Genomic DNA, 22,771 nt, shown 5'->3' with positions numbered 1-22,771 from the left:
TCAGAAGGCTCCGATCAGGTAGACGAAGGTGAAGACGCAGATCCACACCAGGTCCAGGAAGTGCCAGAACAGGCTCAGGCAGGACACGCGGGTGATGTTGGTCGGGGTCAGGCCACGGCGATACACCTGGTGCATCACCACCGCCATCCAGATCAGGCCGCTGGCCACGTGCAGGCCGTGGGTGGCGACCAGGGCGAAGAACGCCGACAGGTAGGCACTGGTGCTGGGGCCGGCACCTTCATGGATCAGGTGCGAGAACTCGTACAGCTCCATGCCGATGAACGAGGCACCGAGCACGAAGGTCACGCCCAGCCAGCGCAGCACCGCGGCCTTGTCCAGGCGGTGCATGGCCAGCACGGCCTGGCCGTAGGTGATGCTGGACACCAGCAGGATGAAGGTCTCGGCCATCACGAACGGCAGCGAGAACAGCTCCTTGCCGGTGGGGCCGCCGGCGTAGGCGGTGCTGAGCACCGCGTACGAGGCGAACAGCGAGCCGAACAGCACCAGGTCGGACATGAGGTAGACCCACATGCCGAACACTTTCATGCCGCCCTGTTCGTGGGCATGGTCATGCTCATGGTGGTCGTCGTGGACCAGCGCGTCGCTGTCCAGTTGCGGACGGGTCAACAGGTTCATGCGCGTGCCTCCTGCAGCTTGGCGTGGTTGGCCGCTTCGGTACGCGCCACCTCCTCGGAGCTGACGTAGTAATCCACGTCCTCGTTGTAGGAGCGCGCGATCAGGGTGACGATCATCGCGATGAAGCTGGCACCGGCCATCCACCAGATGTGCCAGACCAGGGCGAAGCACAGCACCAGGATCCAGACATTGAGGATCAACGGCACGCCGGTGTTCTTCGGCATGTGGATCGGCGCGTACTTCTTCGGCTGCGGTGGCAGGCCGCGCTTCTTCGCTTCGTGGAAGGCGTCCAGCTCATCGGCCTTGGGCACCACGGCGAAGTTGTAGAACGGCGGCGGCGACGGCGTGGCCCATTCCAGCGTGCGTGCATTCCACGGGTCGCCGGTGAGGTCGAGGTTGCGCTTGCGGTCGCGCACGCTGACGTAGATCTGCACCAGCATCAGGATGATGCCTGCGAACACGAACAGCGCACCAATGAACGCAGCGATCAGGTATGGCGTCCACGCCGGGTTGTCGTACTGGTTCATGCGTCGGGTCATGCCCATGAAGCCGAGCATGTACAGCGGCATGAAGGCCAGGTAGAAGCCGATCACCCAGCAGGCGAAGGACCACTTGCCCAGGCGCTCGTTGAGGGTGAAGCCGAACACCTTCGGGAACCAGTAGACGAAGCCGGCCAGGTAGCCGAACAGCGCGCCGCCGATGATGGTGTTGTGGAAGTGGGCCACCAGGAACAGGCTGTTGTGCAGCAGGAAGTCCGCGCCCGGGATGGCCAGCAGCACGCCTGTCATGCCACCGATGGTGAAGGTGACCAGGAAGGCGATGGTCCACAGCATCGGCACGCTGAACTCCACGCGGCCTCCGTACATGGTGAACAGCCAGGTGAAGATCTTCACGCCGGTGGGGATGGCGATGATCATCGTCATGATGCCGAAGAAGGCATTGACGCTGGCACCGGAGCCCATGGTGAAGAAGTGGTGCAGCCACACGATGAAGGACAGGATGCCGATCGCCAGGGTGGCGCCGACCATCGACTTGTAGCCGAACAGCTTCTTGCGCGAGAACGTGGCGGTCACTTCAGAGAAGATGCCGAACGCCGGCAGCACCAGGATGTACACCTCCGGGTGGCCCCAGGCCCACACCAGGTTCACGTACATCATCGGGTTGCCACCCAATGTGTTGGTGTAGAAGTTGAAGTCCAGGTAGCGGTCCAAGGTGAGTGCACCCAGGGCCACGGTCAGGATCGGGAAGGCGGCGATGATGATCACGCTGGTGACCAGCACGGTCCAGGTGAACACCGGCATCTTCATCAACGTCATGCCCGGCGCACGCATGCGCAGGATGGTGATGAACAGGTTGACGCCGGTCAGCAACGTACCGATGCCGGACGCCTGCAACGCCCAGATGTAGTAATCGACACCCACGCCTGGACTGAACTCGATGCCCGACAGCGGCGGATAGGCGACCCAGCCGGTCATGGCGAATTCGCCAACGCCCAGCGAGATCATCATCAGCGCAGCGCCGACCACGAAGATCCAGAAGCTGAAGGCGTTGAGGAACGGGAACGCCATGTCGCGCGCGCCGATCTGCAGCGGCACGATGATGTTCATCAGGCCGACCACGAACGGGGTGGCCACGAAGAAGATCATGATCACGCCGTGCGCGGTGAAGATCTGGTCGTAGTGCTCCGGTGGCAGGAAGCCATCACTGCCCGGCCCGGCGGCCGCCAGCTGTGCACGCATCATCAGCGCATCGGCGAAGCCGCGCACCAGCATGACCAGAGCGACGACCACGTACATGATGCCGATCTTCTTGTGGTCCACGGTGGTGAACCAGTCGCGCCACAGCACGCCCCACAGCTTGAAGTACGTCACCGCGCCGAGCAGCGCGAGGCCACCCAGCACCATGGCCGCCAGCGTGACCACCACGATCGGCTCGTGCAGCGGCACGGCCTCCCACGTCAATTTACCCAACATGTTCGTTACTCCTGGGAAACCTGGGCACCGGCGGCCGTACCGGCCGGGGCCGCAGCAGCGGTGTTCTCACCGACGCCGATGAACTGGTCGATGACTTTCTTGAACAGCAGCGGTTCAACGCTGGAGAAGTGCTGCACCGGCGCGTTCTTCGACGGTGCGGCCAGCGCCTTGAACTGTTCGAAGCTGAGCGCATCCGGCGCGCTGCGCACCTCGGCCACCCAGCGATCGAAGTCTTCGTTGCTGCTGGCGGTGGCGATGAACTTCATGTTCGAGAAACCATGGCCGCTGTAGTTGCCGGACATGCCACGGAACTGGCCGGGCTCGTTGGCGATCAGGTGCAGCTGCGTGCGCATGCCGGCCATCGCGTAGATCTGCCCACCCAGCTGCGGGATGAAGAAGGTGTTCATCGTCGAGTTGGAGGTGATGTTGAACGCCAGCGCGCGGTTGGCCGGGAAGTTGAGCTGGTTGACCGTGGCGATGCCCAGGTCCGGGTATACGAACACCCACTTCCAGTCGGTGGCGATCACGTCCACGTGCAGTGGCTCGCCGGCCACGTCCAGCGGCTTGTACGGATCCAGCTCGTGGGTGGACTGCCACACGATCACCGCCAGCACCGCGATGATGATCAACGGCACGCCCCAGACCACCACTTCCACCTTGGTGGAGTGCGACCAGTCCGGCGTGTACTTCGCTTTGGTATTACCGGCGCGGAAGCGCCAGGCGAACACGAAGGTCAGCACGATGGCCGGCACGACGACGATCAGCATCAGGCCGATGCAGATCAGGATCAGGTCGCGTTGGGCAATCCCGACCATGCCTTTCGAATCCAGCAGCACCCAATCGCAGCCCGTCAGGGCGATGCAGGCCAGGGCGACCAGCGCCAGGCGGATGCGGTTCCAGCAGATATTCATTGGAGGTCAACCCTGTTGAAGATGCGCGCTTGACCGGCTCGCCTGCGCGCAGCGCCCGGGCGTGGAGCGGCTACACTGTGGGTACGAGGTCGCCTACAAGCAGGCGAACCACTCCAATCAAGCCCATACAAGATACAGCATTGTATGGACTTGTGCATCTGCACGTATGGAAAAATCCGACCGATGACGCCTCCTGCTGCCGGCCGCCGCCTGAAACACCCCAACCGGACCTGGGTTCGCCCCTTCCGTGAGGGCGCAGGACCGCTGTACCTGCAGATCGCCCAGCAGGTGCGCGAGGCGGTGGACGATGGCGTGCTGCGCCCGGGCGACCGCCTGCCACCGCAGCGCGATCTGGCCCAGCAGTTGGGCGTGGACCTGACCACGGTCACCCGCGCCTTCGCCGAACTGCGCCAAGCCGGGCTGCTGGACGCACAGGGCGCCGGCGGCACCTTCATCGCGATGTCCGCCGGCAACCGCAGCACCTCGGTCGACCTGAGCATGAACATCCCGCCGCTGCTGGGCAGCGCGCCGTTCGCACAGGGCATGGAGGCCGGTTTCCAGCACCTGGGCCAGCAGCTGGGCCAAGGCGAGCTGATGAGCTACCACGTCGGCGCCGGCAGCCGCGACGACCGCGCTGCGGCCGTGCAATGGCTGGCGCCGATCCTCGGCCCGGTGGGCGCCGAGCGGGTGGTGATCTGCCCCGGTGCGCAGACCGCGCTGTGCGCGCTGATCCTGGCCCGCACCCAGCCGGGCGAACTGATCGCCGCCGAACAGCTGACCTACCCTGGCCTGCTGGCCGCTGCGCGCGTACTGCAGCGGGGCGTGGTGCCGGTGGCGATGGACGCCGAAGGCATGCTGCCCGATGCGCTGGAAGAGGCCTGCCAGCTGCGCCGGCCGCGCCTGCTGTATCTGGTGCCGACCATCCAGAACCCGACCACGGCAACGATGTCGGCGCAGCGCCGGCAGGCCCTGCTGGCGGTCGCGCGGCGGCACGAACTGACCGTGGTCGAGGACGATCCCTACTGGCTGCTGGCCGGCGATGCCGCCCCGCCACTGGCCGCGCTGGCCGACGCTGGCTGCCCCGTCTACTACATCTCCACCCTGTCCAAGTGCCTGGCCCCCGGCCTGCGCACTGCCTACCTGGTGGTGCCGGCCGGCCAGCCGATGGAGCCGGTGCTGGACGCCCTGCGCGCGATCGCGCTGATGCCCACCCAGTCGATGGTGGCCGTGGCCTCGCACTGGATCCGCACCGGCCAGGCGCAGGCGATGGTGCAGCGCTTCCAGCAGGAACTGCGCGAGCGCCAGGCCATCGCCGCCCGCTACCTGCCCGCCCGCCGCCAGGCCCATCCGGCCGGCCTGCATGTATGGCTGCCATTGCCGCCGCGGTTGGACCAGTACCGCTTGATCCAGGCCGCGCAGGAACAGGGCCTGGGCATTGCCAGCTCGGATGCCTTCAGTGTGGAAGAACCGCCACCGGGCAACGCCATCCGCCTGTCGCTGGGCGGGGCCGTGGACCAGGAGGCCTTGGCCGGGGCGCTGGCCAAGCTGAACGAGATCCTGTCCGAGGCGCCCGACGCGCGGCATTCGGCGATCGTCTGAACCACCCCGCAAGCCATAACCATACAAGATGATATCTTGTATGTAATGTATGGACCGAGGGACGTGCCGCCGATGGCCGCCGACAAAGTGAAGTTCCACCTGGTGATGGCCGGCTGCGGCGGCTTCGTCGTGCTGATGCTGGCTGCCCTGGCCTGGGTCTGTCTGCAACCGCAGACCGTGGATGTGCAGGCCGCCGAGCGCCACGCCATCGAACAGTGCCTGCAACGCAGCGAGGACGCGGCGCGCAGCGAGATCCAGCGCCGCGCCCAGGCCGATTCCTGCCGCGAGATGCGCAAGCAGTACGTGCACAAGTTCGGCGAGGACGGCTCCTGATGGGCGCAGCCGCGCCGCGCCCACGCCGTTCGATGCTGCCGGTGATGATCGCCCTCGCCTGCCTGTTCATGGCCGGCGTGGCGGCGGCCCTGTGGCAGTACTTCGGCTATGGCGAGCAGTCCTCGTTCGCCGAACAGGCCATCGTCTTCGATGACTCGCAGCTGCGGTTGCCGGCGGAACTGGCCGGCGACACCGGCCGCATCCGCGTGGTGCATTTCTGGGACCCGGCCTGCGGTGTGTGCAACCGCGAAACCGGTGCGCACCTCAGCTACCTGATCAGCATGTACCGCCGCGCCGGCATCGACTTCTATGCGATCCGCCGCCCCGGTACCGCAGGTGAACTGCCCGAGCCGCTGCGCAACAAGGTGATCAACCTGCCGACCATCGACGGCATCGAGAACATTCCGGCCAGCCCGGCGGTGGCGATCTGGGACCGCCAGGGCCACCTGGCCTATGCCGGCCCGTACAGCATCGGCATGGTCTGCAATTCGGCCAACAGCTTTGTCGAACCGTTGCTGGACAAACTGGTGCGCGGGGAAACCGTGCGCCCGAAAGGACTGCTTGCCGTGGGCTGCTACTGCCCGTGGCAGGCCAAGCGCTGAGGACGCGCGATGACATCACCGACGCTGGCCGGCGCAGCCGCCGCAAACAACAACGGCGGTCACCTGTCCGAACCGACCGATGGTTATGGACAGGCTCCCGCCGTTGGAAGCAACGATACGCCCCGACATCCTCCGTACATGCCGCGACCCGATGTCGCAGGGCCTGGCGTCGCAGGGCTGGGCTGGGTGCAGGACGTGCACGTGCACAGCGGTCCGATCTACCTGCGCATCGTCAACACGCTGGAACGCACCATCAATCGCGGCGGCCTTGCGCCCGGGCAACGGCTGCCCTCGCAGCGTGCATTGGCACAACAGCTGGGCGTGGACCTGACCACGGTGACCCGTGCGTTCGATGAAGCACGCAAGCGTGGACTGATCGAAGCACGTGGGCCACAGGGCAGCTTCATCGCGCCGCCGAAAGCGGGCTTTGACCAGGCCGTCGATCTCAGCATGAACGTGCCGCCGGTACCCGACGCCGATGCGTTGGCGGACATGCTGCGTCGAGGCGCAGCGGCGGTACTGGCGCGCAGCAATGCGCCGAACCTGATGACCTATCACCTGGGCGGTGGCAACCCGACCGACCGCCACGCGGCGGCGCGCTGGCTGCAGCCGATGCTGGGCACGGTGGACGACGCACGCCTGCTGCTGACCGAAGGCGCGCAGGTGGCCTTGGCGGCGATCCTGGTCAGCCAGGGGCGCGAGGGCGATGCGATCCTCTGCGACCGCTTGGTGTATCCGGGCCTGCTGCAGGCGGCTGCGGCATTGGGGCGGCGGCTGGTCACGGTGGAGGGCGACGAACAGGGCATGTGCCCGGAGGCGCTGGCCCGCCGGGCGCGGGAATGTGGCGCGCGCCTGGTCTACCTCAACCCCACCTGCCAGAACCCGACGGCGCTGACCGTGCCCACCTCGCGGCGCGAGGCGCTGGCGCGGGTGCTGGAGCGCGAAGGCCTGCTGGCGATCGAGGACGACCCGTACTGGCATCTGGCCGTCACCGCGCCGATTGCGCTGGCGATGCTGGCGCCCCGGCACGTATTCCATGTGGCCACGCTGTCGAAGGTAATCAGCCCCGGCCTGCGTACCGCGTTCGTGCAATGCCCAAGCGCCGCCCACGCCGAGGCGATGGCTGCCGCACTGCGTGCCACGCGGTTGATGGGCCATCCGCTGGTCTCCGCGCTGGCCAGCCAGCTGCTGCTGGATGGTTCGGCGCAGGCGCTGCTGGTGCAGGTGCGCGACGAAGCGCGCGAGCGTACGCGGATGGCGCGGTATCTGCTGGCGCCCTCACTGCTGGAGCGCGCCGATGGGCTGCATGCGTGGTGCCGGGTGCCAGCACCGTGGACCGACGCCACGCTGGTGCGTACGGCACAGCTGCAGGGCTTGGCGATCGCGCCTTCATCGGCGTTCTGTCCGCCGGGCGCACCGTTCGCGAGCGGGGTGCGGCTGTCGTTGGGATTGGCTGCGGACCGGCGGCAACTGGAGAACGCGCTGCGGCGGATCGATCGGTTGTTGTTGTCCGACGCGTTGCCGGCGATCGAGCGGTAGGCGGAGAGCATCCACGCATGGCGTGGATCTACTGGGCCTGTTTCGGTAGATGCCAACCTTGGTTGGCAATGCCCGTCCATGCCATGCGTGGATGCGGTGCCAACCAAGGTTGGCATCCACCAAAGCGGGGGGAGTTCAGGCCAGCGCGGCCAGCGCCGCCACCAGCGCATCCATCTGCGCCGGGCGGGTGAACACCGACGGCGTCAACCGCACGCAGGCGCCGGAGTCCAGACCATCGCGATGCGTGGTGAATATCCGATGCTCATCCAGCAGACGCTTCTGCAGTGCCTGGTTCTCTTCCACCGAGGTATGGCCACGCAGGCGGAAGCTGGCCAATGCACTGGCCAACGCCGGATCCGGCGACGACAGCACCTCGATATGCGCCATCTGCCGCGCTGGCACCGTCCACCGCTCGCGCAGATAGCGCAGGCGCGCCTGCTTGTTGGCTGCTCCGATGCGCTGGTGCAAGGCGATGGCCTCGGGCAGCGCCAGATAGGCAGCGAAGTTGACCGTGCCGGTGTGCACGCGGCTACCCACGCGACCGTCGTCGGTCTCGCCCATGTAAGGATCCAGGTCGGCCACGCGCCCCTTGCGTACGTACATCGCACCCACGCCCACCGGTGCGCCGATCCACTTGTGCAGGTTGATGCCAACGAAATCGGCCTTCAACTGCGGTACCACGTAGTCGATCTGGCCGAAGCCATGTGCGGCATCGACAATCACATCGATGCCGCGCGCACGCGCACGCTCGGCGATCTCAGCCACTGGCAGCACCAGCCCATGGCGGTGGCTGACCTGGGTCAGCAACACCAGCTTCAGGCGCGGCAGGCGCGCGAACGCGTCATCGTAGGCCTGCAGGATCTGCTGATGGGTTGGCACCGCCGGCAGTGCGATGCGCTCGACCTGCACGCCACGACGCTGCTGCAGCCAGCGCATGGCGTTGATCATGCTGTCGTAGTCGACGTCGGCGTACAGCACCTGGTCGCCGGGCTGCAGGCGGTTGTAGCCGCCGATCAACGCCAGCATCGCCTCGGTGGCGCCGCGGGTCAGCGCGATCTCGTCCGCACCGACACCGAGCATGTCAGCCACCTGCCGATGCACCGCCATGTACTGCGCCGGGAACGCGCGGCGGCCGTACCAGGCGTTTCCACGATTCACTTCGGCGGTGTGCCGCTGGTAGCTGGCCAGCGTCTCGCGGCCCATCGCGCCCCAGTAGCCATTCTCCAGGTGGTTCACTTCATCGGTGATGTCGAAGTGGCTGGCCACGGTTGCCCAGTAGCCTTCGTCGCGGGCCAGCACGTCCGGCGCCACGGTCGTTGCGGGAATCTGCATGGGCCCAGCGTAACGCGCGGCGCCTGCGGCAGGCAGTGAAGACAACGCCGCAGCGGCCGGCAACAGCGCACCCGCACGCAGCAGGGAACGACGGCGGCTGTCCATCAGAAGGTCAGCCGGTACTGCGCGTACACATTGGCGCCGTCGGTGTCATACGGCGCGTTGCGCGAATAGATCAGGCCACGGCTGGCCTGGAAGGTGGCTTCATCCGGGTAGCGGTCGAACACGTTGTCGGCACCCACGCGCAGGCTGTGGTGTTCGTTGATGCGATAGCCCACCGCCAGGTCCAGGAAGGTCATCGCACCGAACTGCTGGTAGATATCGCCCGCTGCGTTGCCGGTGGAGTCGGTCCACTTGCCGTAGTAGCGCACGCGCGCCATCAACGACCACGCGCCGACGTCCCAGTTGCCGGTGAAGCTGCCCTTGTGCTCGGGCAGGCGGTCTTCGAACAGCACGCGCTGGGTCTCGTTGGTCGCCACCGAGGTGCTGCCGTTGTCGACGCGGGTCTGGTTGTAGTTGTAAGCCAGGGTCAGCGTCATGCGCCCGGCGCCGAGATCGCGCAGGTAGTTGCCGACCACGTCCACGCCGGTGGTGGTGGTGTCGAAATCGTTGGTGAAGTAGTTCACCGAGGTATAGCCCAGCGGGTTGGGCGTGCCGGCCGGAATGGCGAAGCTGGCCGACTGGCTGAAGCGGTCGCTGAGCTTGATGCGGTAGACATCCACCGAACCGGACAGGCCCATGTCGGTGCGCCAGGTCAGGCCCAGCGAGGCAGTGCGCGATTCTTCCGGGGTCAGCGGCTTGGCGCCCAGCAGCTGCGCCAACGGATCGCTGGGCGACAGGCGGCCGCTGGTAAAGATCTGCAGCGTGCGCGTATCCAGCCCCTGGGTGGTGCTGGTGGTGTTGAGCTGGGCCGGCGTGGGCGCGCGGAAGCCGGTGGACACGGTGCCGCGCAGCGCAACATCCGGGGTGATTGCAAAGCGTGCAGAAATTTTGCCGTCCACCGTGCTGCCGAAGCTGGAGAAGTCTTCATAACGACCCGCCGCGCCGATGCTCCAGCGCTCGCCCAGCGGCACTTCCATGTCCACGTAGGCGGCCTTGCTGCGCTGGCTCCACTGCCCGGCCTGGCTGGCCGAAAAACCCGGCGCGCCGTTGGAATTCGCTTCCAGACCCGCCGCCGCACCACGGCCCACCGCATACGAGGCAGGGTCACCGGCGCGCACCTGGTAGGTCTCCTGGCGGAACTCGGCACCGAAGGCGACGTTGATCGGCTTCGACAGCGCAGCCACGTCCCATTCGTAGTTGAAGTCCGCATTGGCGTTCTTCTCGGTCTGGGTCAGCCGGCCGAGGTCGAATGCGGTCGGGCTGTCCGGGCCCAGCGATGCGTTGATCGAGTTGTCCAGGCTGTAGTCGATGGCATTGCGGCCATACGAGGCGCTCAGGTCCCAGCGCAGCTTGGGGGTGATTTCACCGCGCAGGCCCGCGACCAGCTGCAGGTCGTTCTGCGTGTTGCCGTACTGCGGGCTGAAGCCCACCGGATACAGCGAGCGCAGGTTCCAGCCCGGGAAGATGCTGGTCGTACGGTACGCGCCAGTGGTGGTATCCGGGTTGCGCCAGTTGAAATCGCTGACGCCATCGCTGTGGCTGTACAGGCCGAAGGCATAGAGCTCCAGGGTGTCGCTGGCATTGGCCTTCAGGTTGAAGCCCACGCGGCGGCTTTCCAGCTCCGGCTGGCCCCAGCGCTGCACCGGGTTGGGCACGTCCAGCTCTGGATGCGCGGCCTGGAAGGCGATGGCGTCGGGACGCTGGCGGGTGCGCGAGGTCGCATCGGAGTTGGATGATTCGGCGAACAGGGCCAGGCTGCCGTAGTCCCCCAGCGCCCAGCCGGTGCGTGCACTGAAGTCACGCGAGGCGCCATCGCCCTGCGCGTACTGCGAATAACCGGCGGTGATCTCGGTGCCCGGGCTGTCTTCCAGGATGATGTTGATGACGCCGGCCATGGCATCCGAACCGTACTGCGCCGACGCACCATCGCGCAGTACTTCGATGCGCTTGATGGCACTGGTCGGGATCTGCGCCAGGTCGGCGGCCTGTGCTCCGCGGTTGCCAAGCAACGCACTGCGATGGAAGCGGCGGCCGTTGACCAGCACCAGCGTCTGGTCCGGCGACAGGCCGCGCAGCGTGGCCGGGCGCACGAACACCTGGCCATCGGCCATCGGCAGGCGCTGCACCACGAACGACGGCACCAGCTGCGCCAGCACGTCCTTCAGATCGGTGGAGTCGACCGACTGGATGTCCTGCTTGGTGAACACGTCCACCGGCGCCAGGGTTTCAAACTGGGTGCGGTTGGAGGCACGGGTACCGGTAACCAGCATCGCGTCAAGCTGGGTGGGTGCGGCGTGGCTGCCACTGCTGCTGTCTGCCGTTCCGGCATCTGCTGCGATCGCGCCTCCTGCGCTGACCAGACCAAGGGCGAGGAGGATGGAACGCGACAGCTTCGAACGATGCACGGCAGGACTCCGGGAAGGCACGACAGGGCCAGGTGGGACCTGGACAAGGCGCGCAGTCTCGGGCTGCGATGTGAAGCAGCGATGACGTGGAGACGACAGTTGCAGCGGTTACGGTGCGGGTGCCGCCCGTACCGGGCGTGCGCTAGCCGGCAGCGTCGTCGTCGAAGCCGAAGGTGGCTGGCCGCGCCGTGCGCAGCGGGATGAACAGCGCGATCGCGAAAACGAACAGGAAAGGCGCGGAGAGGATGGCAGTGTCCTCGGTTCCAAAGGCAATCAGGTTCATCTGCAGTTGGCCGATCCACTCGAGGTCCATGAGTACCAGCACAAGGCCACCGATGGTGGGGCACGGCAGGCCGCCATGGCCTGCCATCAACAGCGTGGGCGCCAGCAGTGCTGCCAGCAATGAGAACATCACACGGTACAGCCAGGGAGCCCCGCGCCAGCGCGGCGCCCGCCGCCACATGATCACCAGCAGCGCCAGTGGCAGCAGCGCCGGCAGCAGGGCAATCGCAATGATCATCACCATGCGTCGATCTGCGCGGTCTGGCTGATAGCGGTGACTTCCGGCATGTCCCTGGCCTCCATCGTGTCCATGAAGGCCGCATTGTTGCCGGTACAACGGCAAACGCAAAGCCCCGCCACCGCAAGAACTGCTAAGCGCCCCACCCTGTCGATCCGTTACGCTGCCCGGCATTCGAACAAGGAACAGCGCGATGAGCGCGGCAGGCAAAGCGTTGTGGTACATCGAAAGCCATGCGGACAAGCCGCTGGCGCTGGCCGACATCGCGGCTGCCGCCGGACTGTCGCCGTTCCATCTGTCGCGCCTGTTCCAGGCCCGCACCGGTACGTCGGTGGTGCGCTACCTGCGCGGACGCCGCCTGACCACCGCTGCGCAGCAGCTGGCCAACGGTGCCGGCGACATCCTGCAGGTAGCTCTGGCGACGGGCTACAGCACGCATGCCGCGTTCACCCGTGCCTTCTGCGAGCAGTTCGGGCAGACCCCGGAGCGCGTGCGCGAGCAGGGCCTGCAGGAGCTGGCACTGGTGCACGCGATCCGTCTCGACGATGCACCACAGGCCTGCAGCGAGGCGCCCAGGCTGATCGACTGCACACCGTTCCAGGTGGCTGGCATCGGCATGCGCCACACCCGCGACAGCGGTGGTGCGATTCCGGGGCAGTGGGCACAGCTCAATCGCGAATGGCCAACGCCGGCACCGGTCAGTTTCGGTGTGTGCTGCAACAGCGACGACGATGGTGGTTTCGATTACATCGCCGCGCTGCCGGTGAATGCCCTGCCATCGGTACCGGCACACTGGCAGCGGGTGGATGTGCCTGCGCGCCGTTACCTGGTGGCCTGGCATGGCGGCCATATCTCCACCATCCGCTCGACCTGGTTCTGGCTGCTGGACCAATATCTGCCCGCCAACCAACTCAACCTGGCCAACGCGCCGGACCTTGAACGCTACGACACCCGCTTCGACGAGCACAGCGGCCACGGTGGCGTGGAAATCTGGCTGCCGGTCGATCAACGCACTGCCTGACCCGGAGAGACTGATGATGCATGCGACGCGATGGATGCTGGCCCTGCTGTTGGCTTCGCTGACACCGCTGGCGATGGCGGCAGCGCCCATCACCGCCGGTGAACGCCACGGCGTGACAACGCTGGAAAGCGCGGCGATACGCGATGGCGCGCACCGCGATGTGCTGCGCTTCACCGTGTGGTACCCGGCAAGCCCTGGCAGCCAGGAAACGCCGCTGACCATCGGGCCAGCGGATGCGCCACTGTTCGAGGTGGGGCGCGCCGCGAAGGACGCCCCCATCACCGGAGGGCGCCTGCCGACGCTGTTGCTGTCGCATGGTAATGGCGGCACCGCGCGCATGATGGGGTGGCTGGGCACTGCGCTTGCGCGTGCGGGCTACCTGGTGATCGCCGTGGACCACCCGGGCAACAATGGCGCCGATGAGATGACGCTGGCCGGCAGCGTGCTGACCTGGCTGCGCGCCGACGACCTGAAGGCCGCGCTGGCCGCAGTGCTGGCCGACCCGCAGTTGGGGCCACACATTGATGCGTCGCGGCTGGGCGTGGTCGGCTATTCCGCCGGTGGCTTCACCGCACTGCTCAGCGCCGGCGCGCGGCCGGACATGGCGCGGCTGCTGGCGTTCTGCAAGGCGCACGCGGACGACGGCGTATGCAGACCGCAGCAGGAAGCGGCCACACATACGATGGAGGTGCGTCTTGCTGCAGCAGCATCGCCGCAACTGCAGCCCTACGTGCAGCACGCACAGGATGATCGCTCGATTCCCGGTGTCCGCGCCGTGTTCGTGCTGGCGCCGGCCATCGTGCAGGCATTCACACCGGAGCAGCTGAAGGCGCTGCAGCAGCCGGTGGCGATCGTATTGGGCGCTGCTGATGACGTTGCGCCACCAGCGACCAATGGTGATGTGGCGGCGGCGCTGATTCCGAAAGCAACGCTTCACGCGCTGCCCGGTGTTGGCCACTATGATTTCCTGTCTGCCTGCACGCCGCTGGCGAAGGAGCGGCTGCAGTCGCTGTGCATGACTGCGGTACCGAAGGAGCAGACGCATGCCGTGGCGGTGGAAGACGCGGTGCGCTTCTTCGGTGAGGCACTGCGGTAGAAGCTGTCGAGCACGGCTCGACGCTGCGGCTGGCAGTAACGATTCGTTGCGCAGGTGATGACGCGACGCGAAGGTGCGCGGGACTACACTGCACCCAGCGTTACACGGAGGATCGACCATGCGCCTGCTGCACCTCACCCTGCCGGTATCCGACGTCACCCGCGTTGCCGCCTGGTTCCGCGACGTGCTGCAACTGGAGGTGGCCGGTGACCAGGTCCGCATCGGCTGGAGCACGATCCAGCTGCAACCTGCGGGCGACCACGCGGTCGGCGGCGTGCACCTGGCCTTCAATGTGCCGGACAACCGCTTCGCCGATGCCATGACCTGGCTGCGTGTACGCACGCCCTTTCAACGCAACCCCGAAGGCCTCGATTACTTCGCTCTGGAAAGCAGTTGGCAATCGCAGTCGGTGTATTTCACCGGTCCAGATGGCCTGATCCTGGAGCTGATCGGCCGCAGGCGCTTGCCGGCCAGCGAACGCAGCGGTGCCTTCCATGGCAGCGAACTGACCTGCCTGAGCGAGGTCGGCCTGCCCAGCCATGATGTCGATGCGGTACGCGAGCAGTCCAGCCAGCGTTTCGGCCTGCAGCCGATCAGCACGCCGTCGCCACAGTTCGCGCCGATGGGCGATGACGAGGGGCTGCTGATCGTGGTCGCCGCTGATCGCCGTTGGTTCCCCGAGCTGAAGGACCTGCCCAACGCGCAGGGACTGCAGCTGCAGGTGAGCGAAGTGAGCGGCAGCGGCGAACTGCACGATGCCGCGCTGGGCTGGCGGGCGCAGGCGGCCTGAGCTACCAGCTGCCCGAGGCGCCACCGCCGCCGCTGCGGCCACCACCACCGGACCAGTCGCTGGAACTGCTCGAGGACGAACTGGACGACGAAGTGCTGGAGGAGGAACGGTAGCCTCGGGACGAACCGCGGCCGCCGCGGGCTTTCTCGCCGGGCAGCAGGGTGAACACCCAGATGAAGTACAGGAACAGCGTGCCGACGCTGGACACGATCGTCGCCAGCACGCGGGCGTTCTCGTCGCCGGCACGGTCGATGGCCAACAGTGCGCCCAGCGCATATCCAGCGGTCAGCAGCACCAGCACCACCACGCGGATGGCGAAGCTGTTGCGGTTCTTCCGCCAGCGCGCACGACCGGCCTGCACCAGGAAGAACACCAGCATGGCGGCGATGCCGACCGCCAGGTTCAGCAGCGTGTGCAGCGCAAGGCTGGGCGGCAACTGACCACGCGCCAGCATCACCGCGAAGAAGCCGGTGCTGACGGCCAGCATGCCGTACAGCACGATGCGTACGCCGCGGCTGCGATGCCAGCACCAGCCCAGCAGGGTCGCCACCGGTACGGCGGGCACCATCACGAAGAACAGCGCCGGCAGCACGTGGCGTGGCAGCAGCAGCGTCGCAGACAGCAGCCCCGCGGCAATCACCGCCGTCACCAGCAGCGGCCGGCCCCAGGCAGGTAAGGTCGGCCACGTCGGCCTGGGCACCGCCGCATTGGCTGCCAGTGCCTTGCGCCGCCGCTCGCGGCGGTTACCGGTGAACTCGGCTTCGGTCCTGGTCGCCAGCAGACGCGGTGGCGATCGCCATAGACCGGCGAGGAAGCCCGCCAGCAACGTCAGGGCAACAACCGAATCCCCGGTGCGCCAATCTGGCGGCAACACGTTGCGTGCCAATGAATCGTCCCAGGGTGGCAGTTGCTCGCCATCGACCAGCGCCACCAGCACCGCGGTGCCGTCCAGCACGCCCTGGTCCAGGTCTCCCTCGCGCAGGCGCGGCACGATCGCCTTGTCGATGATGCGCGCGGCATAGGCATCGGGGATGGTGCCTTCCAGGCCATAACCGGTCTGGATGCGTACGCGACGATCCTGCACCGCCACCAGCAGCAGCACGCCATCATCGATACCGGCGCGGCCCAGCTGCCATTGGTCGAAGACTCGCTGCGCGTAGACTTCGATGCCTTCCTCGCCAACGCTCGGCACCACCAGCACCTGCAGCTGCGCGCCCTTGCGTGCCTGCAGCTGCAAGGCCTGCTCGCGCAGCGTGGTGCGGGTGCTGGCCGACAGTGCATCTGCGGTGTCCACCACCGGGTCATTCAACGCAGGGATCGGGGCTGCCGCCAACGCCAGCAGCGGCAGCAGGCAGAGCAGCAACGCAAGCCACGCCCACGTCCTGGCAACGTGCGCCTGCGGCACGCGGCTCATGTGCCCTGCCCTGCCTCGATCTGCGCATACAGCGCCTGCAGCCGGGCAGCGTTCTGTGCGAACACCTGCAGATCGGCGTCGACCAGTGCCGGCCAGTCCGGTACATGACCCAGCAACTGCGCCACCTGTTCCTGCGGTGCGCGGTCAAAGCCCTCACCCAGTACGGTCAGATAGCGCTGGCGGAAGCCCTCCGGATCCTGCTGGTCCTGCACATACAGCTGCACCGCCAGCAATCCGGCATAGAGATAATTGACCAGATACTGCGGGTCGTCATACATCAGGCGCTTGCCGATCCAGGTGCTGCGCAGCTGCGGATAGCGCTGCGGCTGCTGGCCGTAGCGCGCCAGCACCTGGCCGGTGAGCGCGTCCAGATCGTCGGCGGTGCCCAACGTATTGCTGGCCACGCCCTGGTAGATCGACTGCTCCAGCTGCGCCTCCTCAGAGGACGTGAACAGCTGCAACACCATGTCGTCGAGCAGCGACTTCAGGTAGTACGCCTTGGCGCGCGGATCCTGCGCCTGCTGGTACAACTGGTCACGGAAGCGCAGCTCGTTGTAGATGGCGAACGCCTCGGTCATCCACGCACTGCCATTGAGATGCAATGGCGAGGCATGCCCGCGCAGCATCCACTGCCCATGCATGGCATGACCTGCTTCATGGGCGATCTCCACGTCACTTTCCAGATCGCCGCTGCGCAGCCCCACGAACAGCAGCGCCGGCGTGTCCGGTGCGAATATATGGAACGCGTCCTGGCTGCGGCTGCCCAGCACGGTGGCCAGGTCCATGCGCTTGTGCGCAGGATCCAGCAGCGCGCGCAGCTCGGCGACATACTCCGGCCCCAGCGGCTGCATGGCGTCGGCAGCGGTATCGCGCAGCTGTTCCAGGCTCAGCACCGGTGGCGTATAGCCAGCATCCGGCACGGTGGTATCCCACAACTGCGGCGACATCACACCGCTGCGCCCGGCGTGCTGCAGCAGCATGTCCTGGTATCCACGACGCTCTGCCGCGTGGCGCTCGATCGCCGCCAGCGTCGCGTCGACCGTCTGCGTATCCATGCCCATGCGTCGATAGCCGCGTGCGGTGGCCGAGCCGTCGCCCTGCAGACGCGCGGCGGCATCATTCACCTGCACCAGGCCCAGCAGTACCGACGCCATCGGTTCACGGCGCGACTGCACGCCCTGCCAGTACCCCTTCCAGCCGGCCTCACGCAGCGCGCGGTCGGGATGCTGGGCCAGGGCCTGCTTGTCGGCGCCGGTATCCCAGCTGCGGCCAGCACCTTCGATACGCGGGAATTCCGCGCTGTGCATGATCTGCCGACGCAGGCGCGCGAACGTATCCAGCGCCGGATCGGCCAGTGCATCCACGGCATCATCCAGCTGCGCATTGGCCGGCGCCGCGCCTTCCTGCAGCGCGCGGGCGCGCAGGAATCCATAGGACGCCAGCCAGGGGGCATCCGCCGGCGCCTCACGCAGGGCGGCCCTGCCGGTACGGGCGATACGGCTGCACAGCCCCATCACCTGATCCAGCGCCTGCGCCGGGCGACGATCACGTGCGTTGCGCGCGGCCTGCAGATGCAGATACGCATGGTGACGCATGCACTGTGCCTGCAGCGCTTCGGCCTGGCGGAAGCGCGTGGCCGGCGCGCCCGCCGTGGCGCTCTGCAATGCCTCAACGCGCTCGCCCAGGGTGACCCGTGCCGCCTGTTCGGCGGCGGCGCTGGGGAAGTAAGCGCGGTCATCGGCGTGCAGCGACTGTGCGTGGGCGCCGAGGGAGGTGGTCATCGCCCACAGCGTGGCGATGACTACGGTAGTGGTGCGCATCCTGCGGGCCTGCATCGGCGTCTCCGTGCCTTGATCGGGCTTCGAGCCTAGCAGCCGCCGACGGTCCGCGCCTGTCCCGATCTGGCCTCAGATCGACTCGTCTTCACGCTTGACCAGTGTCCAGCACGGCTTCTGCGCGAAGGTGTAGGTCTGCTGGTCGCTGCTGTCCGGCGTGCGGATCTGCACCTGCATCTGCCCATCGGCCACGGCCGTCACCTGCATCTCCCGGCCCTGCCCGGCCAGCCCGGCTGGATCGGGCATCACCGGCCATTCGACATCGGCCAATGCAACCGGGCGTTCCACTGTGCGCGGCTCAGGCTCGGCGCCGGCGTCAACGTAGCTGTCCAGCAGCGGATCGGCGGTGGCCTTTTCCTGCAGGGTGATCTCGTTGCCGAAGTGCTTCAGGAAGGTATCGAACGCCGGATGGGGGCACGCCGCGGTCGCCACTGCGGGGGCGGGTTCCACCGCCGTCGCTGTGCTGGCAGGTGCCGCTGCAGGGGCCGGGGCTTCAGCAGGCGCTGGCGCTGGTGCTGGCTGCGGCGCAGGCGTGCAGGCGGACAGCGCCAGGCCAAGGGCGGATGCCAGCAGCGCAAGGGAACGGCGGAGCTTCATGGGATCATCCTGATTCCGGTTTGGTCGCGCCATCCTATCCTGCCCCCTACAATCGCGCCTTCCCGCCTGTTCGAGATGCCCATGCGCCGCCTCCTGCTCCTGATCGGCCTGCTGTTGCCCGCCCTGTGGCCAGCCTTGGCGATGGCGATCGAGGTCCGTGAAGGCGACCTGCTGTTCGTCACCGCGGGTCACGGTGGCCTGAGCGCGGCCATCGACGATGCGACGGGAAAGCAAGGGGCGCCCAGCTTCGACCATGTCGCGCTGGTGGCGTCGGCACCGCAGGGCTGGGAGGTGCTGCACGCCGATGAGAAGGGCTCGCGCCGGCAGACGCTGGACCAGTTCCGCCAGGATGCGCGTGGCAAGCAACGGCAGGTCGTGGTCTATCGCCTGCGCGCGCCGCCAAGGAATGCCATCACCGATGCAGTGGCCACCGCACGCACGATGCTGGGCAAGCCGTACAACACCGCCTATGTGTTGAACGACGAAAGCTACTACTGCTCGGACTTCATCGAACGCGCATTCCGTGCGCACCATGTGTTCGCGCTGCAGCCGATGAACTTCCGCAACCCGCAGACCGGTGAGATCTCCCAGCATTGGGTTGATCTGTATCGCGGCATGGGCCTGGACGTACCGCAGGGCCTGCCCGGTACCAACCCCAACGACATGGCCGCAGCGACGGTGCTGCAGCGGATCGGCGTGCTCGAATAAGCGAAGCCCCGCACGGGGCGGGGCTTCGTCGGTGATGGATGGCGGCTGCCAGGATCACTCTTCCTCGTCCTGCCCGCCCTGCTGCTGGTTCTGGTTGCGCTTCTGCTGTTCCTGCTGCTGTTGCTGCTGCTGGTCGCGGCCGCGTTCCTGCTGCTGATCCTGCTGGTTCTGCTGGCCCTGCTGCTTCTGGTTCGGGTTCTGGTTCTGCTGTGCCATGTCCGATCTCCAAATGCCACGCGCGGAATGCGGTGGACGGGGCCATCGTCGGCAGCGATTGGTTAACCATGCGTTGTGAGCGGGCTACACCTGTGTGTACGCGCGTGAATGAACCCGCGCCAGCCCTTGCGGCACAAGCCACTGAAGGATTCATGCGGGTTTGGAATGTGGTCATGCTGCAGCCGGAAACGAACGCATTCAGCAGCCTGCACCGGCGTAGCGCGCGCAGAGGGGCCTGCCCCTTCGGTCCCGTCTGCAGCACGCAGGCAGGTTTGCGGATCGAGCGCGGGCTCGGCGCTGCACCCGTTACGGCATCACCGGCGGCACATAGACCAGCGTCATCCCCAGCAGCCACAGCAGGCCCAGCACCAGCGGGATGTGCACCAGCAGCTGGATGAAGGTGAAGCCGACGATGTCGCGGGCCTTCAGGCCGAGCACACCCAGCAGCGGCAGCATCCAGAACGGGTTGATCAGGTTCGGCAGTGCCTCGGCCGCGTTGTAGACCTGCACCGCCCAGCCCAGGTGCGCCTTCAGCTCGTTCGCGGCCTGCATCACGTACGGCGCTTCGATGATCCACTTGCCGCCACCGGACGGCACGAAGAAGCCCAGCACCGCCGAATACACGCCCATCACCAGCGCGAACGTATCGGTGCTGGCCACGTGCACGAACAGGCTCGACAGCCGATGCGCCAGGGTCTGGCCATCGCCACCGGCGGCGTGGGTGAGGATCATTGCGATGCCGCCGTACAGCGGGAACTGGATAAGCACACCGGTGGTGCTGGGTACCGCCTTGGCCACCGCGTTGAGGAAGCTGCGCGGGCGCCAGTGCAGCAGCAGGCCCAGCGAGATGAACATGAAGTTGTAGGTGTTGAGGTTGGCAATTGCGCTGACCAGGGGCTTGTTGGCGAACTCGTTGAACAGCCAGCCGAAGGCCAGCAACGAGAGCAGCACGGTCAGCAACGGGCTGTATTCCAGCCACTCACCGGGCCGCGTGCGGCGCTGCAGCGGTTCCGGCTCGGCCTGCGCGGCACCCGGGAAATCCTCGGCTGTGCGCGCACTGCCGGCGGCCGGAGCGGTCAACCAGGCGATCAGCAACGAAACCAGGATCAACACGGCGGTCAGCACAATCGACTGCCACAGGAAGATGGTTTCGGTGAACGGCAGTACGCCGGTGATCTCCACCAGCCCCGGCGGCATGCTGGCCGGATTGGCCTGCAGCTGTGCAGCCGACGAACTCAGGCCCATCGCCCACACCGCGCCCAGCCCCAGATAGGCCGAGGCACCGGCAGCACGGTAGTCCATGCGCAGCTCGGTGCGGCGGGCCAGTGCACGCACCAGCAGACCACCGAACACCAGTGAGAAGCCCCAGCTGAGCAGCGAGGCCAGCATGCTGACCAGACCGACGTACACCACTGCGCCGCGACCTGTGCGCGGTACGCGGGCGAGGAAGTCGATGAAGCGCGCCACCACCGGCGCAGTAGCCAAGGCATAGCCACCGATGACCACGAAGGCCATCTGCATGGTGAAGGGAATCAGGCTCCAGAAGCCGTCGCCGAAGGCGCTGGCGGTGGCCTGCGGAGTGGCGCCAAAGCCCATCGCCGCCACCGCGACGATGACCACGCCGAGCACCGCGAACACGTAGGCATCGGGGAACCATTTTTCCGCCCAGGCGGCCGAGCGCAATGCTGCGCGCGCCATCCAGCCGTCCTGTACTGCTGCCGTCGAAGCCATCACCTACCCTCCCAGGTTCGATGGCCTGATTCTGGGTGGTGGGGTGCGGGCTGTCTGCCACCTATTGGTCGTAGGTGGCGGGCATGACGGTAGTGCCGGCCGCTGGCCGGCAACCTCGGGATCGCATACGGGTGCAGCCGGCCAGCGGCCGGCTCTACCATGCCTTGGGCTCAACGCAGCGCCAGTTCCACGGCGATGCCGGCAAACAGCGCGGCACCCACCCAGTTGTTGTGCAGGAAGGCCTTGAAGCACGGCCCACGCTCGCGGTTACGGCAGATCCAGAACTCGTACACCACCAGCAGCGTCGCCACCGCTACGCCGGCCAGGTAGTACCCGCCCAGCCCGCCGCGCACGCCCACCAGCGCCATCGTGGCCAGGAACAGCGCGTACAGCACGCCCTGGATGACCAGGTCCAGTTCGCCGAACAGGATCGCGGTGGAGTGCGATCCCATCTTCAGATCATCCTCGCGGTCGACCATGGCGTACCAGGTGTCGTAGGCGGTGGACCACAGGATGTTGCCGGCATACAGCAGCCAGCCCAGCATCGGCACTTCGCCCTGCACGGCCGCGAAGGCCATCGGGATGCCCCAGCCGAACGACATGCCCAGATAGACCTGCGGCAGATGGGTGTAGCGCTTCAGGTAGGGATAGCTGGCCGCCAGGAACACGCCGATGAAGCTGAGGGCGATGGTCAGGCCGTTCAGGGTCAACACCAGGCCGAAGGCCACCAGCATCAGCACCGCGAACAGTGCCAGCGCAGCGCGGCCACTGATCGCGCCGGTCGCCAGCGGCCGCGCCTTGGTGCGCTCCACATGCGGGTCGAGCCAGCGGTCGGCGTAGTCGTTGATGACGCAGCCGGCCGAGCGGGTCAGCCAGACGCCGGCGGTGAACACGAACAGGGTCCACAACGGCGGCAGGCCGCCCGCGGCCAGCCACAAGGCCCACCAGGTGGGCCACAGCAGCAGCAGCGTGCCGATCGGGCGATCGGCGCGCATCAGACTCCAGTAATGCCGCCAGCGCGGCGTCGGCGCCGGATGCGGCGCGGAAAGAGGGGTATCAGCCATGGCACTAGGATACTCCTGTGCCTTCTGACCGACTTTGCCGGCGGGGGGAGATTTGTGCGGCGAAACTGGATAGAATGCCCATCCCGCACCGCCTCATTGCGTTGCGATGCCCGCCCCGGCCCTGGCCGACGGCGCGGCGGTTCCACCACGCGCTCGTAGCTCAGCCGGATAGAGTAGTGGCTTCCGAAGCCATTGGTCGGGGGTTCGAATCCCTCCGGGCGCGCCATCCTTAACTCCATGACGGGTTTGAACTGGCTGTAGATGCCAGCAGACGTCGAAGCGTGCTTTCTGTCTCATTGCCTGAGACATCCATGGCACAGGATGAAGTCCCGCACTCGTTGTTTCTC

The 22,771-nt window shown here is 66.8% G+C and carries 20 protein-coding genes and 1 tRNA gene; 9 read left to right on the top strand and 12 right to left on the bottom strand.

Annotation, left to right across the window (positions count from 1 at the left end; all coding sequences use genetic code 11):
* The 3 genes from cyoC to cyoA are packed head-to-tail and all read right to left on the bottom strand — an operon-like array spanning nt 1 to nt 3,520.
* Nucleotides 1–636: a cytochrome o ubiquinol oxidase subunit III gene (gene cyoC, locus AC27VL_RS12825; protein ID WP_080149637.1), complete on the bottom strand. Its 636-nt coding sequence runs from the start codon at nt 634–636 to the stop codon at nt 1–3.
* Nucleotides 633–2,609 (bottom strand): cytochrome o ubiquinol oxidase subunit I, encoded by a 1,977-nt coding sequence (cyoB, locus tag AC27VL_RS12820; protein ID WP_488766766.1) that lies wholly within the window; start codon nt 2,607–2,609, stop codon nt 633–635. The genes cyoC and cyoB overlap by 4 nt, the downstream gene beginning before the upstream one ends.
* A gap of 5 nt (nt 2,610–2,614) precedes the next feature.
* A complete protein-coding gene (gene cyoA, locus AC27VL_RS12815; RefSeq protein WP_100553898.1) occupies nt 2,615–3,520 on the bottom strand; it encodes a ubiquinol oxidase subunit II in 906 nt (301 codons plus the stop codon).
* 183 nt (nt 3,521–3,703) lie between these two features.
* On the opposite strand from cyoA, the gene AC27VL_RS12810 reads away from it, so the two are divergent.
* The 4 genes from AC27VL_RS12810 (at nt 3,704) to AC27VL_RS12795 (ending at nt 7,593) form a co-directional block, all read left to right on the top strand.
* A complete protein-coding gene (locus AC27VL_RS12810) occupies nt 3,704–5,119 on the top strand; it encodes an aminotransferase-like domain-containing protein (RefSeq protein ID WP_488766764.1) in 1,416 nt (471 codons plus the stop codon).
* Between the two features lie 72 nt (nt 5,120–5,191).
* On the top strand, nt 5,192–5,452 hold the full coding sequence (locus tag AC27VL_RS12805) for a hypothetical protein (protein ID WP_191077669.1): 261 nt from the start codon (nt 5,192–5,194) through the stop codon (nt 5,450–5,452).
* Nucleotides 5,452–6,054: a DUF6436 domain-containing protein gene (locus AC27VL_RS12800; protein ID WP_488766761.1), complete on the top strand. Its 603-nt coding sequence runs from the start codon at nt 5,452–5,454 to the stop codon at nt 6,052–6,054. The genes AC27VL_RS12805 and AC27VL_RS12800 overlap by 1 nt, the downstream gene beginning before the upstream one ends.
* Before the next feature lie 9 nt (nt 6,055–6,063).
* Nucleotides 6,064–7,593, top strand: a complete 1,530-nt coding sequence (locus AC27VL_RS12795; protein WP_488766759.1) for an aminotransferase-like domain-containing protein — start codon at nt 6,064–6,066, stop codon at nt 7,591–7,593.
* A gap of 135 nt (nt 7,594–7,728) precedes the next feature.
* Here the strand turns inward: AC27VL_RS12795 and AC27VL_RS12790 are convergent, their stop codons facing one another.
* The 3 genes from AC27VL_RS12790 to AC27VL_RS12780 all read right to left on the bottom strand — a co-directional run bounded on the left by AC27VL_RS12790 (nt 7,729) and on the right by AC27VL_RS12780 (nt 11,958).
* Nucleotides 7,729–9,030 carry an aminotransferase class V-fold PLP-dependent enzyme gene (locus AC27VL_RS12790; protein ID WP_488766758.1) on the bottom strand — a complete coding sequence of 434 codons (1,302 nt, stop codon included), beginning with the start codon at nt 9,028–9,030 and terminating at the stop codon, nt 7,729–7,731.
* Nucleotides 9,030–11,432 (bottom strand): TonB-dependent receptor plug domain-containing protein, encoded by a 2,403-nt coding sequence (locus AC27VL_RS12785; RefSeq protein ID WP_488766756.1) that lies wholly within the window; start codon nt 11,430–11,432, stop codon nt 9,030–9,032. The genes AC27VL_RS12790 and AC27VL_RS12785 overlap by 1 nt, the downstream gene beginning before the upstream one ends.
* A gap of 142 nt (nt 11,433–11,574) precedes the next feature.
* On the bottom strand, nt 11,575–11,958 hold the full coding sequence (locus AC27VL_RS12780; protein ID WP_488766754.1) for a hypothetical protein: 384 nt from the start codon (nt 11,956–11,958) through the stop codon (nt 11,575–11,577).
* Nucleotides 11,959–12,145: 187 nt separating this feature from the next.
* Between AC27VL_RS12780 and AC27VL_RS12775 the strand changes: the two genes are divergently transcribed.
* From AC27VL_RS12775 to AC27VL_RS12765, 3 genes are all read left to right on the top strand, one after another.
* On the top strand, nt 12,146–12,973 hold the full coding sequence (locus AC27VL_RS12775; RefSeq protein ID WP_488766752.1) for an AraC family transcriptional regulator: 828 nt from the start codon (nt 12,146–12,148) through the stop codon (nt 12,971–12,973).
* Nucleotides 12,974–13,007: 34 nt separating this feature from the next.
* Entirely contained in the window at nt 13,008–14,069 is a 1,062-nt protein-coding gene (locus tag AC27VL_RS12770) for an alpha/beta hydrolase family protein (RefSeq protein WP_488766815.1), read from the top strand.
* A gap of 118 nt (nt 14,070–14,187) precedes the next feature.
* Complete coding sequence (locus tag AC27VL_RS12765; protein WP_488766751.1) at nt 14,188–14,859, top strand: VOC family protein; 672 nt, start codon at nt 14,188–14,190, stop codon at nt 14,857–14,859.
* A gap of 1 nt (nt 14,860) precedes the next feature.
* Here the strand turns inward: AC27VL_RS12765 and AC27VL_RS12760 are convergent, their stop codons facing one another.
* The 3 genes from AC27VL_RS12760 to AC27VL_RS12750 all read right to left on the bottom strand — a co-directional run bounded on the left by AC27VL_RS12760 (nt 14,861) and on the right by AC27VL_RS12750 (nt 18,705).
* On the bottom strand, nt 14,861–16,273 hold the full coding sequence (locus AC27VL_RS12760) for a TPM domain-containing protein (RefSeq protein ID WP_488766750.1): 1,413 nt from the start codon (nt 16,271–16,273) through the stop codon (nt 14,861–14,863).
* A complete protein-coding gene (locus AC27VL_RS12755) occupies nt 16,270–18,108 on the bottom strand; it encodes a M3 family metallopeptidase (RefSeq protein ID WP_488766748.1) in 1,839 nt (612 codons plus the stop codon). The genes AC27VL_RS12760 and AC27VL_RS12755 overlap by 4 nt, the downstream gene beginning before the upstream one ends.
* 72 nt (nt 18,109–18,180) lie before the next feature.
* Nucleotides 18,181–18,705 (bottom strand): hypothetical protein, encoded by a 525-nt coding sequence (locus tag AC27VL_RS12750; protein ID WP_488766746.1) that lies wholly within the window; start codon nt 18,703–18,705, stop codon nt 18,181–18,183.
* 81 nt (nt 18,706–18,786) lie between these two features.
* Between AC27VL_RS12750 and AC27VL_RS12745 the strand changes: the two genes are divergently transcribed.
* A complete protein-coding gene (locus AC27VL_RS12745; RefSeq protein ID WP_100553909.1) occupies nt 18,787–19,413 on the top strand; it encodes a YiiX/YebB-like N1pC/P60 family cysteine hydrolase in 627 nt (208 codons plus the stop codon).
* Between the two features lie 54 nt (nt 19,414–19,467).
* On the opposite strand, the gene AC27VL_RS12740 is transcribed toward AC27VL_RS12745, so the two are convergent.
* The 3 genes from AC27VL_RS12740 to ubiA all read right to left on the bottom strand — a co-directional run bounded on the left by AC27VL_RS12740 (nt 19,468) and on the right by ubiA (nt 22,424).
* A complete protein-coding gene (locus AC27VL_RS12740) occupies nt 19,468–19,629 on the bottom strand; it encodes a hypothetical protein (protein WP_165378361.1) in 162 nt (53 codons plus the stop codon).
* A 306-nt stretch (nt 19,630–19,935) separates the two neighbouring features.
* On the bottom strand, nt 19,936–21,360 hold the full coding sequence (locus AC27VL_RS12735) for a short-chain fatty acid transporter (RefSeq protein WP_488766744.1): 1,425 nt from the start codon (nt 21,358–21,360) through the stop codon (nt 19,936–19,938).
* 170 nt (nt 21,361–21,530) lie between these two features.
* The gene (gene ubiA, locus AC27VL_RS12730) at nt 21,531–22,424 is read right to left on the bottom strand and encodes a 4-hydroxybenzoate octaprenyltransferase (protein ID WP_488766743.1); all 894 of its coding nucleotides are present in this window, start codon (nt 22,422–22,424) and stop codon (nt 21,531–21,533) included.
* A 149-nt stretch (nt 22,425–22,573) separates the two neighbouring features.
* Here ubiA and AC27VL_RS12725 point away from each other — a divergent pair.
* A tRNA-Arg gene (locus AC27VL_RS12725) sits at nt 22,574–22,650 on the top strand.
* The last annotated feature ends 121 nt before the right edge of the window (nt 22,651–22,771 follow it).

This window comes from Stenotrophomonas sp. 14P6.2.3 (assembly GCF_057799055.1).
The sequence above is the reverse complement of the archived record's forward strand: the minus strand, read 5'-3'. Positions and strand labels throughout refer to the sequence as shown.